This window comes from Micromonospora sp. CNB394 (genome assembly GCF_000374985.1).
Taxonomy (GTDB): Bacteria; Actinomycetota; Actinomycetes; order Mycobacteriales; family Micromonosporaceae; genus Micromonospora; species Micromonospora marina.
Window position 1 is genome coordinate 1 of the sequence record NZ_KB895872.1, and the last position, 11,833, is coordinate 11,833.

14 protein-coding genes and 1 tRNA gene are annotated in these 11,833 nt (G+C 73.7%); 6 read left to right on the plus strand and 9 right to left on the minus strand.

What is annotated here, in order from left to right:
- The first annotated feature begins 393 nt into the window (after positions 1-393).
- The 3 genes from C569_RS31310 to C569_RS34625 all read left to right on the plus strand — a co-directional run bounded on the left by C569_RS31310 (position 394) and on the right by C569_RS34625 (position 1,686).
- Positions 394-618, plus strand: a complete 225-nt coding sequence (locus C569_RS31310) for a hypothetical protein (protein ID WP_018789043.1) — start codon at positions 394-396, stop codon at positions 616-618.
- Positions 618-767: a hypothetical protein gene (locus tag C569_RS33470; protein ID WP_018789044.1), complete on the plus strand. Its 150-nt coding sequence runs from the start codon at positions 618-620 to the stop codon at positions 765-767. The genes C569_RS31310 and C569_RS33470 overlap by 1 nt, the downstream gene beginning before the upstream one ends.
- A gap of 286 nt (positions 768-1,053) precedes the next feature.
- Positions 1,054-1,686, plus strand: coding sequence for a hypothetical protein (locus C569_RS34625; RefSeq protein ID WP_018789045.1), 633 nt, complete (start codon positions 1,054-1,056; stop codon positions 1,684-1,686).
- 107 nt (positions 1,687-1,793) lie between these two features.
- Here C569_RS34625 and C569_RS0128085 read toward each other — a convergent pair.
- The 6 genes from C569_RS0128085 to C569_RS0128110 all read right to left on the minus strand — a co-directional run bounded on the left by C569_RS0128085 (position 1,794) and on the right by C569_RS0128110 (position 8,357).
- Positions 1,794-1,867 (minus strand) — tRNA-Ala (locus C569_RS0128085).
- Positions 1,868-2,155: 288 nt separating this feature from the next.
- Entirely contained in the window at positions 2,156-2,938 is a 783-nt protein-coding gene (locus C569_RS0128090; protein ID WP_196806814.1) for a hypothetical protein, read from the minus strand.
- A gap of 170 nt (positions 2,939-3,108) precedes the next feature.
- Positions 3,109-3,750, minus strand: a complete 642-nt coding sequence (locus C569_RS0128095; protein ID WP_018789047.1) for a GNAT family N-acetyltransferase — start codon at positions 3,748-3,750, stop codon at positions 3,109-3,111.
- A 108-nt stretch (positions 3,751-3,858) separates the two neighbouring features.
- Positions 3,859-5,172: a gephyrin-like molybdotransferase Glp gene (gene glp, locus C569_RS0128100; RefSeq protein ID WP_018789048.1), complete on the minus strand. Its 1,314-nt coding sequence runs from the start codon at positions 5,170-5,172 to the stop codon at positions 3,859-3,861.
- Entirely contained in the window at positions 5,169-6,158 is a 990-nt protein-coding gene (locus tag C569_RS0128105) for a UTP--glucose-1-phosphate uridylyltransferase (RefSeq protein WP_026268751.1), read from the minus strand. Before C569_RS0128105 ends, glp begins: the two co-directional genes overlap by 4 nt.
- A 9-nt stretch (positions 6,159-6,167) precedes the next feature.
- Entirely contained in the window at positions 6,168-8,357 is a 2,190-nt protein-coding gene (locus tag C569_RS0128110; RefSeq protein WP_026268752.1) for a diguanylate cyclase, read from the minus strand.
- 82 nt (positions 8,358-8,439) lie between these two features.
- Between C569_RS0128110 and C569_RS0128115 the strand changes: the two genes are divergently transcribed.
- The gene (locus C569_RS0128115; protein ID WP_026268753.1) at positions 8,440-9,087 is read left to right on the plus strand and encodes a 5-formyltetrahydrofolate cyclo-ligase; all 648 of its coding nucleotides are present in this window, start codon (positions 8,440-8,442) and stop codon (positions 9,085-9,087) included.
- A 218-nt stretch (positions 9,088-9,305) separates the two neighbouring features.
- On the opposite strand, the gene C569_RS34635 is transcribed toward C569_RS0128115, so the two are convergent.
- Complete coding sequence (locus C569_RS34635; protein ID WP_018789052.1) at positions 9,306-9,524, minus strand: hypothetical protein; 219 nt, start codon at positions 9,522-9,524, stop codon at positions 9,306-9,308.
- A gap of 272 nt (positions 9,525-9,796) precedes the next feature.
- Between C569_RS34635 and C569_RS0128125 the strand changes: the two genes are divergently transcribed.
- Positions 9,797-10,273 carry a hypothetical protein gene (locus C569_RS0128125; protein WP_026268755.1) on the plus strand — a complete coding sequence of 159 codons (477 nt, stop codon included), beginning with the start codon at positions 9,797-9,799 and terminating at the stop codon, positions 10,271-10,273.
- Between the two features lie 51 nt (positions 10,274-10,324).
- Here C569_RS0128125 and C569_RS33895 read toward each other — a convergent pair whose 3' ends face one another.
- On the minus strand, positions 10,325-10,501 hold the full coding sequence (locus C569_RS33895) for a hypothetical protein (protein WP_196806815.1): 177 nt from the start codon (positions 10,499-10,501) through the stop codon (positions 10,325-10,327).
- A 182-nt stretch (positions 10,502-10,683) separates the two neighbouring features.
- On the opposite strand from C569_RS33895, the gene C569_RS33900 reads away from it, so the two are divergent.
- Entirely contained in the window at positions 10,684-11,325 is a 642-nt protein-coding gene (locus tag C569_RS33900; RefSeq protein ID WP_196806813.1) for a hypothetical protein, read from the plus strand.
- Between the two features lies 1 nt (position 11,326).
- Here the strand turns inward: C569_RS33900 and C569_RS0128140 are convergent, their stop codons facing one another.
- Positions 11,327-11,809 carry a DUF2231 domain-containing protein gene (locus C569_RS0128140; RefSeq protein ID WP_026268756.1) on the minus strand — a complete coding sequence of 161 codons (483 nt, stop codon included), beginning with the start codon at positions 11,807-11,809 and terminating at the stop codon, positions 11,327-11,329.
- Between the last annotated feature and the right edge of the window lie 24 nt (positions 11,810-11,833).

The window sequence follows — 11,833 nt, forward strand, 5'->3', positions numbered from 1 at the left end:
TCCGACTACTACGAAACCCGGATCAACGCCGAACGCCGAGCCCGTAACCTCGCCGCAGCTCTCCAAGCCGTCACCGGCCAGAAGATCGTCATTCACGGCGGCAAAGCCATCATCGTCGAACCAGAGGCGGCCTGAACCCATAACCCCAGACCACCATCCACACCCGGCTCCGCTGCGCTACGCCGGGTGCCTTCGGCCTGCCTACTCACCGTTGGATTTTCGGGTCAGACAGGGCGAGCGCCCCCGCCGGAGACTCAGTAACCGCAACCCCGCAACCCCGCCGCCAGTTCGCTGACGCGGCCGGCGTGCGCTCCCCTACGCCGCGCGGGCTCGTGGCCGCGCGGCCCGGCCGGCTGCCGGCCACCACCACCCGGTCAAACGCCCGCTGTCGTCATGCGGCGGCCCCTTGGGCTACCCGCTTCCGCGCTAGCCGCCGGGCGTGTTGCGTGGCCGGAGTCGGAGCGCCAGCGCAGCGTCGGCTTCGGCATCTCCAAGGTCAAGACGAAGATCGCCACCGGAGAACTGCGCTCCATCAGGGACGGCAAGTACCGCCGCATCCTCCCCGAATGGGTCGAGGACTACATCCGCGAACAGGTCGAACGCCAGGAGGCCGCCTGATGCCCGCACGCGCACGAGCCAACGGCGAAGGCTCCATCTTCCCGTACCGCAACGGCTTCGCCGCATACGTCTGGGTCACCAAGCCCGACGGCAAACGCACGCGCAAGTACGTCTACGGCCAGACCCGCGAAGCCAGGGTCTTTGCATAGTCGATTGAGGCGCGTCTGACCTGGGAGGTCGTAGCGCGTCGGCCTGTGTGGAGGGTGACGCGGAACGGGTGTGGTCCGTCGGTGATCATGGAGTTGCTGAGACAACATGACACCGAGAGGGACCACACCCGCGTATGTCATCATCGCTGATCGACGTGATCCGTCATCATGCCCCTGCCCCGACCGGCTCCCGGCCCGCTGATCGTGAGGCGTTTGGCCTGCTGGAGGCCTTGGCGCGGGTTCCTGACCCGCGCGACCCGCGAGGGAGCCGGTACCACTGTCGAGCGTGCTCGCGGTCGCGGTGTGTGCGGTTATGGCCGGAGCCAATACGTTCGCTGCGATCGGCGACTGGGTCGATGACCTTGATGCGCCGGCGTGGGGTCGGCTCGGGTTCACCGGCAGGGTTCCCCTGTTAACCACGTTTCCTGTGAGCTGCTGTACTGTCGCGAGTCTCGATCGACTCAAGGAGCGTCGGGTTGGAGCCGTTGGGATTTCGCATGACGCCTTCGGGCGGCTTCGCCTCGCCCACTTCGTAGCGGCGGAGCACCTTGAGCAGCTTCGCGGCTGGGAGTACCTGGAGCGTTGCTGGGTCGGGGAGGCGTCAGGCTTCACCGAGTGGCTTCGTCTTGAGTCAGCTCCCGAGGTAACGCGTTCGGTAGCGATCGACCTCGTCTCCCTGCCGGAGTCAACGGCTCAGAGCATGATCGACGCACTGCGGCTTCCCCTACGGGCAGGACTGGACCAGCAAGAGATCACCGGCATCTTCGGCGGGCCCACTGACACAGAGAGATTCGTGCAGGATCGAGTCACCCTCGTCTTCCGCATCGGCGCTGCCGATTCCTACGAACTGAGCTGCACGGTTCACGAGGACCAGGGGCTGATCTACCTCACGATGCATCCGACGCCACTGCCCGATTAGCTCGCGGTCAGCCCCATCGACCCTGCCTTTGGCGACTGCTGCACTTCACTGCTGTACAAGATCGAAAAAGGCCGCCTCCCACCACGGGAAACGGCCTTTGAACTGGGTGGAGCTGAGGGGATTTGAACCCCTGACCCCCTCGATGCGAACGAGGTGCGCTACCGGTCTGCGCCACAGCCCCTCCGCCGGCGAACCGGCGTCGGTCCCACCCAGCTTTCACCGGGTGGGCCGGCGACAAGGCTAACAGGTCGCGCCCCCACGACGCGAACCGCCCCACCGCGCACATAGATCTTGGAAGGAGGCGGCCCCCAGAGGGGCCCATTTCCTCCAAGATCGCCCGCCGCGGGCGACGCGAACCGCGTGAGTGGAACGTCGCGGGTGTCATGGAGGGCCGGAGACACCCACGGCGTTCCACTCGCTGGGAGATCACACGCGAACGAAGGCCGCGCCGACGAGGCGGGCAAGGCGGTCAGGCGCCTCGGCCGGACTGGTAGGGGCGCCCGCGCAGGCCGCCCGCCCGCCGGTAGGACACCGAGCCGCCGCTCGCCGCCGGTGGCAGGTCCGCGGGACGGTCCAACCCCATCGCCGTACGCCGGACCGCCTCGCGCTGCGCGGCCAGCCGGCGCTGCGCCTCCCGCCGGGCCGCCGCGCGCCGGGCCTGCTCGCGGCGCACCTCGGCCTGGCGGGCGGCCAGCCAGGTTGCCTCGCGGGCGTCCGCGCGCCGCCGCCGGCGCTCGGCCAGGGCGCGCTGCCGCAGGTGTACGACGTACGCCACGAGCAGCGTGCCGGTGACCGAGACGCTGATCCAGAACCCGGGGCCGACGAGCACCACACCGCCCAGCTCGACCACGTTGAGCAACAGCAGCGCGGCGAGCACCCGGCGCCGGCGGTAGATCGCCGGGGTGTGCCGCCGCCGGGGCGGGTGCCGTCGGCGGGACTGGGCCGGCACCGCGGAGACGGGCCGGAGCCGACCGGAGCGGCGACGCAGCGGCGGGGCCGATACCGGGCGGGCGAGACCGCCCGTGTCGGAGTCTTCACTGAGCGTCACAACGAGGGAGCGCGGCGGGTGCAGCGGTCGCCGTCCGGGCACGGTGCGCCGTCGACGCTGGCGCTGGAGCACCCGCGCCGTCGACTGCGCCCGCTCCGCCACCAGCCGCTCGGTGGCGTCGTACCGGCGGACCAGCGCCGGAGCGAGGGCGAGCAGACCGGCGGCGGCGAGGACGGCGAGGAGCACCGACGTGGGCACCCTCACCCCTCCCGTCACCGATGTTCTCCGGCGAGCGCCACACCGCCGCAACTTCTTCCGTCGACCGTCGTTTACGGCGCACTTCGTGCGGGCGGGCAGCGCTTGCCACAGCTTGCAGTTACTTGAGGTTACGGGCCGCCGACCCGGTTCACAGTGCGCCGCGCCGGGCGCTCGCCTCAGCGGCGGTTGTCACGTACGCGGTGCCACCGCGCCAGCAAGCCGCCCTCGGCTACGACTTCCTCGCCCGTCATCGCGTATCCGATATGGTCGCGCCACGCGCCGTCGATGTGCATGTAGCGCACGTGATAGGCCTCCTCGCGGAAGCCGAGCTTCTCCACCACCCGCCGGGACGGCATGTTCTCCGGCCGGATGTTCACCTCGATCCGGTGCAGGCCGCCCGGCCCGAACGCGTGATCCACGGCGAGCGCCACAGCGGTCGGGATCACGCCACGGCCGGCCATCCGGGAGTCCACCCAGTAGCCCACGTACCCGGAGCAGAACGCCCGCCGCACGATGCTGCCGATGTTGACGTGGCCGACCAGCCGCTCCCGCCCGGTCTCGCGCAGGCAGACCGCGAACGGCATGCCCTCACCGGTACGCGCGGACCTGCGCTGGTCGGCGTGCACCAGGCGGAACGCGGCGGGCGAGTTCGTCTCGTACCAGCCACCGGGCACATGGGACTCCCACGGCGCCAGCCACTCCCGGTTCGCGCGCCGGATCTCCGACCAGGCGGCGGCGTCCGAGCGCCGGTACGGCCGCAGCACCACCGGACCGTCCACCAGCACCGCCGGCCACCCCGGCACCCGCCGGAACCTCACCGAGCTTGCCTTCCGCTCGCGACTGCGGGGCTCGCAAGCTCACTCCTCGCGCTCACCGAGCTTGCCTTCCGCTCGCGACTGCGGGGCTCGCAAGCTCACTCCTCGCGCTCACCGGCGCCGGTCCAGCAACAACACATCCACTGTCGATCCGGCGGCGGCCGTGGTGACCCGCTCGCCGAGCACCAGCAGGCCGTTCGCCTCGGCCAGGCCGGAGAGCGTGTACGGGCCACCGGCCAGCGGCTGCACCGTGTACCCGCCGCCACGCCGCTCGGCCACGTGCGCGGGCCGGAACTCGCGCAGCCCCACCGGGGACGAGACCGTCTCCAGCAGGTGCGCGCGGACGCTCGGCCGGAACACCGGCTCGGCGCCGGCCAGCAGCTGGATGGCCGGGCGGGCCAGCACCTCGAAGCCGATCAGCGCCGCGCCGGGCTCACCGGGAAGACACACCACCGGCACCTCCTCGGCGCCGACCGTACCGAACCCGAGAGCCGTTCCGGGATAGAGGGCCACCTCTGTGAAGGCGACCGGCCCGGCCCGGCCGCCGTCGCGGCGGGACAGGATGCGGCGGACCATGTCACCGGGGCCGGTGCCGGTGCCGCCGGTGGTGATGATCAGGTCGGCGCGCAACGTCTGGTCGTCCAGCAGACCGCGCAGCGCCTCCGGGTCGTCGTCGCAGATCCCCACCCGGTACGCGAGCGCGCCCGCCTCCGCCGCCGCCGCGGTCAGCGCGTGCGAGTTGGTGTCCACCACCTGGCCGGGCTGGCTGCCCCGGCCCACGTCCACCAGTTCGTCGCCGGTGGCCACGACGACCACGCGCGGGCTGGGCCGCACCACGACGTGCCCGATGCCGGTGGCGGCGAACACCGCGACCAGGGCCGGTGACACGTACGCCCCGGCGCGGGCGAGCAGCGTGCCGGCGACCAGTTCCTCCCCGGCGCGGCGCAGGCCGTACCCCCGTTTGGGGGCCCGGAAGATCTCGACGGCGGCCATGCCCTGGTCGGTCCACTCCACCGGGACGACCACGTCCGCGCCGATCGGCAGCGGCGCGCCCGCCGCCACCGAGAAGCACGAGCCGGGGGTGAGTCGCACCGGCCGCCAGCTCGCCGCGCCCAGGTCACCCACCACGTTCAGGCGGATGGTGCGGCCGCCGGGCATACCGGAGGGGGCCGGGACGTAGCCCGGCCCCCGACTCCCACCGGAGATGTCCTCCCAGCGCGCGGCGTACCCGTCCACCGCCGCCTGGTGGAAGGCGGGGTACGAGTGCGGGGCGACCACGTCCTCGGCGAGCACGTTGCCGTACGCCTGGGTCAGGTCGAGGTCGAGTGGAGGCAGCGCGCGTAACCTGCGCAGCACACTGCCCAGGTAGTCGGCGAGCGGCGTCAACTCGTTCGCGGCCGCCTCGGCGTCGGCCGTCGCGGTCATGTATCGGCACCGCCGGACGCGTCGCGGATGCCGTCGCGGACGGCGGCGGTGACCGTCTCGTCGCCGTTGTTGACGAAATCGGTCAGCCACTTGCGGAACTCGGCACCCAGGTCGTCGCGCTCGGCGGCGATCTGCACCACGGTCTGGAGGTAGCCGAGCGGCATGCCGGTGTCGTAGCGGGTGCCCCGGTAGACGATGGCGTGCACCGGCACCCCCTCGGTACGCAGCAGCTCCATCGCGTCGGTCAGCTGGATCTCGCCGCCGCTGCCCGGCTCGGTACGCCGGATCGCGTCGAAGATCCGCCCGGGGAGCACGTACCGGCCGAGGACGGCGAGGTTGCTGGGCGCGTCCTCGGGGCTGGGCTTCTCCACCATGCCGGTGACCTTGACGACCTCGGCGACGTCGGAGTACTCCGACTCGGCGGGCTCGACGGACGCGATGCCGTACCGGCTGGTCTCCGCCGGATCGACCTCGAAGAACGCGAGCACCACGCCGCCGGTGCGGGCCTGGAGTTCCAGCATGGCCGGCAGCAGCGGCTCGGACGGCTTGACGAACTCGTCACCGAGCAGCACCGCGAAGGGCGCGTCGCCGACGTGCGACTCGGCGTACCCGACGGCGTGGCCGAGGCCGAGCTGTTCCGGCTGGCGGACCGTGTAGATGGCGGCCAGTTCCTCGGTGCGCTTGACCTCGGCCAGCAGCTCCGGCTTCTTGGCGAGCCGTTCCTCCAGGTCCGACCGGCGGTCGAAGTGGTCCACCATCGAGGTTTTCCCGCGACCGGTGATCAGCAGGATGTCGTCGATGCCGGCCTGCGCGGCCTCCTCGACGATGTACTGCAACACCGGCCGGTCGACGACCGGCAGCAGTTCCTTGGGAACCGCCTTGGTGGCCGGCAGGAACCGGGTGGCCAGGCCGGCGGCCGGGATCACGGCCTTGACCGCGCGGGGGCGGCCGGGGGCCGCTGAGGGGTTCGCTGAGTGCTCCGACATGTCGCGAGACTATCGGCCACGGCTCTGCCGCGGCGGGTGAGGACCGGAAGACGCGCCGCCCTGGACGGTGCCCGCCGGGTCCGCCGCGCCGGCCCGGGGCAGCCCGTCCGGCGAACCGGCACCGGCGGCCACCACCGGGATCTCCCGGGTGGGCACCGGATCGGGCGCCGGGGCCAGCCGGTAGCCGTCGCGTCCGGCGGCCTTCGCCGCGTACAACGCGTCGTCGGCGGCGTCGAGCACCTGCTGGCCGCCGGCCGCGTGGTCCGGGTAGACGGCGATGCCGATGGAGACGGTCACCGGGACCCGCACCGGCTCGTCGCCGCTCCCCTCGACCGCGACCGGCTGGTCGCGTACCACCGCGCCGAGCCGCTCGGCGACGATCGTGGCACCCCGGGCGTCGGTCTCCGGCAGCAGCACCACGAACTCCTCGCCGCCCTGCCGGAACGCCAGGTCCACCTCGCGGATCACGCCGCGTACCCGGCGGGCGAACTCGACCAGCACGGCGTCCCCGGCGGCGTGTCCCCAGGTGTCGTTGACGTTCTTGAACCGGTCCAGGTCGAGCGCGAGGACGCTGAGCATCCGGCCGAACCGGTTCGCCCGCTCCACCTCGCGGCGGATCGACTCGCGCAGGTAGCGGTAGTTCCACAGCCCGGTGAGCGGGTCGGTGAGGGAGAGCCGCTGCGCCTCCTCGTGCACCCGGACGTTCTCCACCGCGACCGCCGCGTGCCCGGCGAACGTCCGCAGCGTCACCACGTCGTCGTCGTGGAACTCGTGCCCGCCGACCCGGTCGTAGAGCACGAGCACGCCGAGCGCCGCACAGTCCGAGCCGGACGGGTCGCCGTCGGCGGGCGGGTGGCCGGGCCGGTCCGGGCCGCGCGGCTCGGCGCCGCCGGGGGTGGCGAACGGCACCGCCACGTACGTCTCGCAGGTAGGCTCCCCGGTCGGCGCGTCCGGCGGCGCCCACCGTCCGCGCAGCGGTTCGCCGGTGGCGGCCACCGCGCCGAGCACCCCGGCGCCGACCGGCACCCGCAGCGTCGCCGGGTCGGCCGGGTCGGGCGTCGGCCAGCGTCCGGTCAGCCCCTCCACGCACCGGCCGACGAGTACGCCGTCGCCGTCGACCAACAGCACCGCGCCGGCCTGGGCGCCGGTCGCGGCGATCGCGCTGTCCAGGATCACCCGCAGGATGCGTTGCAGGTCGTGCGTGCTGGCGAGCGTGTCGCCGAGCACGGCGAGATGGTTGCGGAGCTGGTCGCGGCTGCTGGTCAGCGCCGTCACGTAGGTGCCGGTCTCCCGGGTCATCCGGTTGAACGCACTCGCCAGCCGCCCTACCTCGTCGCGGCTGCGCACCGGCACCCGGGCGCTCAGGTCGCCGCGCGCCACCCGGTCCACCGCGCCGGCCAGCTCACCGAGCGGCCGGGTGGTCACCCGGGCCAGTCGCCAGGCGGCGAGCACCGCGAGCAGGGCGGCGAGCGCCACGGCGGCGATCAGCGCCCCGTACAGGCCCGGCGCACGCTCCCCCGGCACCGACAGCACCAGCGGCAGCGGCTGACCGGGAGACGGACCGACGCGGCGCACGTACCGGCCGTCGCCGGTCCCGGTCACCCGGTTCCCGTCCGCCTTGCCGGCGGCGGCCAGCACCGCTGCGCGTACCCCCTGCTCCTCGGTCGTGTGGGTGATGCCGCCGGGGTCGTCGAGGAGGGTGACCCCGACGCCGGTCACGGCGGCGAGCCGCGCCACGAAGGCCCGGTCGACGGGCTGGGCGGCGGCGACCGCGCCCAGGTCGGTGCCGGCCGGGTCGCGGAGCCCGACCCGGGCGGAGAGCGCTCCGGCTCCGGTGGCGGGCGAGCCGGCGCAGTCCTGCCAGCGCCCGGCCGGCCCGCCGGCCGTGGCGTAGGTGGTGCGGCCGGCGGCGTCGGCCATCCGCACGGCGGCGGCCAGGCCCCGGGCGACCACCTGGTCGGCCGCACGAGACCGGGCGGCCGGGTCGCCGACCAGCGCGACCGCGTCGGCCGCCGCGCGGAGTTGCTGGCAGAGCGCGTCGATCGAGGTACGGACACCGGCCGCCGCCAGGCCCAGGCGCTCGGTGGCGCGGCTGTGGTCGACGGCGCTGAGCGTGACCCCGACGAAGAACGCGCCGAGCAGGACGGGGCCGAGGACCACCGCGAGGAAAGCCGCCGTCAACCGCCCGCGTAGCGTCAATCTTCCCCCCGGAAGTTCCGCTCCCTTGGTGCGATGCTGACACAGAGCGACCATTAGGCAAGCGTTGCGTCAGGAGTGTTGCGTGCCGGAATTTTCGGATGAAGCGCACGATGCGAAGCGGGAGATGCGCATCGCGCTACTCGCCGCGCGCCGGTCGCTGTCCGCGGCCGACCGCGCGGTGGCTGCGGCCGCCGTCCAGGCCGAGCTGGTGACGTTGGTACGCCGGCTGCGGCCGGCCAGGATGAGCGCGTACGTCCCGGTCGCCTCGGAGCCCGGCGGGGACGACCTGCCGGACGTGCTGCGCGCCGCGCTGCCGCCCGACGCCGAGCTGCTGCTGCCGGTGCTCCGCGAGGACCTGGACCTGGACTGGGCCCCGTACACCGGCCCGGAGTCGCTGCGCGCCGCCGGCCGGGGCCTGCGCGAGCCGACCGCCTCGCCCCGGGGGCGTTCCGCCGTGGCCGGAGCCGGCCTGGTCGTGGTGCCGGCGGTCGCGGTCGACCGCCGGGGCATCCGGCTGGGCCGGGGCGGCGGCTCGTACGACCGCGCGCTGGCCCGGGTGCCCGCGACGGTGCCGACCGTGGCGCTGCTGCACGACGGCGAGCTGGTGGAGGCGGTGCCCGCCCTACCGCACGACCGCCCGGTGCACTGTGTGATCACTCCAGCCGACGGGCTCGTGGCGGTCCCGGGTGTGGGCCCGGGCGCTTCCGCTGGACGAACCCGGGGGTCATGACGCACCATTGGCACTCGAAGACCACGAGTGCCAGAAGGCCGTGCCGAAGATCCGGAGGAGAACGTGCCCACGTACCAGTACGCCTGCACCGCGTGCGGCCACCAGCTCGAGGCGGTGCAGTCCTTCTCGGACGAGCCGCTGACCGAGTGCCCGGCGTGTGAGGGGCGGCTGCGCAAGCTCTTCAACTCGGTGGGCATCGTGTTCAAGGGCTCCGGCTTCTACCGCACGGACTCCCGTTCGTCCGGCTCCGACAACGGCACCTCGACCACGAGCAAGCCGGCCAAGTCCGAGTCGTCGTCCTCGTCGTCGGACTCCTCGTCGTCGTCGACGTCCTCCTCGTCCGGTTCGTCCTCGTCGTCCGGCTCGGGGTCGGGGTCGACGGCGAGCAAGGCACCGGCGGCGTCCAGCTCGTCCTGACCCGCTGTCGCACGCGACACGTGGCCGTTCCCGCTCGGGGGCGGCCACGTTCCGTTCGCGGCGGATGCTCGCCACCTCGGCGAGGTTGCTGCATCCGCCGGTCCGGAAGCAGCAAGTCCCCCGAGCTGGCGGTCCCGGCCGCACCGGGCCTCCGCGCCGGTGACGGCGGGTCCGCCCGAAGGCGTGGTTTTCCACAGGCCGGCGGGTTATCCACAGGCGCGGGCGGTGGGGCGGCGCGCACCGGGAGTCCGGGCCTAGCCTGCGGTCGGACGACAGGCGGCGGGAGGCAGCGGTGACGGATGGCGAGGGGACGTTGCGTCCGGTCCGCTGGCGCGGGTTGCCCCGGCGCCGGACGCTGCTGCGGGTGACGCTCGTCGCGGTGCTGCTGGGGTTGGCCGCGGCGGTGCTCCAGACGCCGCCGTCCTGCCCACCGCCCCGCGTCCCGCCGGCCGCCTCGGCGACGGCGTCGCCGTCCGGCGGCATCCGCGCACTGCCGGCCGGTGCGGTGGGCGTACCGATCCGGCTGGCCGAGCCGGCGGCCCTCGCGGTGCTGCGCCCGGGCGCCCGCGTCGACCTGCTCGTCGTCCCGGCCGGCGGCTCGCCCGACCCGACGCTGCTGGCGCCCCGCGCGCTGGTGCTCGACGTGGTCGGCACCACCGGGGCTGTCGACGGCTCCTCGGCGCTCTACCTGGCGCTGCCGCCGGAGCAGGCCCGGCGGGCGGTCGGACTGCCGGAGGGCAGTCGCTTCGCCGTGGTCGTCCGCGGCTGACCCGAACCGGTCCGCCCTGGTGCCGTGCGGTCGGCCTCGGCCCGGCGCTGATCAGCCCCAGTGCGGGGGGCGTTCGGCGAGCAGCCAGTCGTCGCTGCCGCCGGGGCGCTCGCCCCAGCCGCGGTCGGTGTCGTCGCTTGTCTGCTCGGGCAGCACCACGAAGTCGTCGCTGAAGTCGACCACGCGGTCGTCGTCGTCGCGCGGTGTCCGGATGGCGGGGTCGGTCACGAGCAGCAACGATACCGCCGGACGGGCCGCCGGCTCGATCCCGCACACCGGCCGGGTCGTGTCGAGCCCGGCCGTACCGGGCCAAAGCTGCGGAATTCCATCACCGAGCGCGACGGGCCGCAGCGGCGGTGATCGACGCGTCGGGCGGCCGACCGGCCGGGGCGTTGGTAGCGTCGGACGGCGTGACGACGCCGAGCGGTGGCAGCCCCGACGACGAGACCTGGCGACGCCCGCAGCAACCGGCCACGGCCGGGGAGAACGCCTCCGGGGCGGTCCCCCCGGAAGCGGACGGCCCGAGCGGTCCTGGATCTCGGCCGGGCGGTGCCGGCAGAGATCATGACCCGGACCGCACCGGAGTTCCGGCCGGGACCACCGGGCAGCCCGATCCGGGCACCCCCGCGGCGGACCCGACCGCAGCCGGGAGGATCCACACCGCCGGAACCGACGCCGGAGACGCGGACACGCCGGAGGCCGCCGGGAACGCCAGCCCGTGGTCACGCGAGGCGGCCACCGACAGCCCGTGGGCCCGGTCCGAGGCGGCGGGCGGCTGGACGGTCGCCGGTGGCGCGTGGCCGGGTCCGCCCGGTGGCGGCACCCCTGCCTCGGGGTACGCGGGACCGCCGCCGAGCACGCCCCCACCGCCCGGGTGGCGGCCACCGGTACACGTGCAGCCGTCACCGCCCCGCCGGCTTCCGCCGCAGGACATGGCCGCGATGGACCAGGCGGAGCAGCGCGCGCAGCGGCTCACCTACGGCATCGGGGCCGCCGTCGCCGTGGTGCTGGTGCTGCTCACCTGTCTGCTGTGCTCGCGGGTGCTGTTCTGAGTCAGACGACGCCGTCCCAGACCATCTTGGCGCCGCTGTCCCCGGTCCAGTAGACGTACACGAGCGCGAAGACCGCGAGCACGGCCACCACGACGGTGAGCACCACCGGGAGCCAGCGAGGCAGGTCCCGGCCCGCGACGAAGCGGCTCGTCGACAGCACGAGCAGCAGCGCGGCGACGCCGAGCCCGAGCGCGAACCAGAACAGCATGTCGCCGTACTCGGCGTGCTCACTGATCTGCTGGAGCCGGTCCGGCGGGTAGCCCTTCGCGCGCAGGGCCTCCTCCAGTTCCTCGCCGGACTCGGTCGCCACCCAGGCGACGATCGGGGTGACGACGGCGAGCGCCACGACCGCCCAGTCGAGGCGGTGCCGCCAGCGGGGCAGCACCCCGTACCCGACGGCGAGCAGTGCCAGCAGCGGCACCAGCACCACCGCCGCGTGGATGACCAGCACGTGGGCCGGCAGACCGTTGATTTCCCTGAACACCGACACCTCCGGCGAGTGGGTGGT

Coding starts and splice junctions, on each gene's coding strand:
- C569_RS31310 (WP_018789043.1), top strand. CDS start 394: ATGCGGCGGCCCCTTGGGCTACCCGCTTCCGCGCTAGCCGCCGGGCGT.
- C569_RS33470 (WP_018789044.1), top strand. CDS start 618: ATGCCCGCACGCGCACGAGCCAACGGCGAAGGCTCCATCTTCCCGTAC.
- glp (WP_018789048.1), bottom strand. CDS start 5,172: ATGACCGCGACGGCCGACGCCGAGGCGGCCGCGAACGAGTTGACGCCG.
- C569_RS0128105 (WP_026268751.1), bottom strand. CDS start 6,158: ATGTCGGAGCACTCAGCGAACCCCTCAGCGGCCCCCGGCCGCCCCCGC.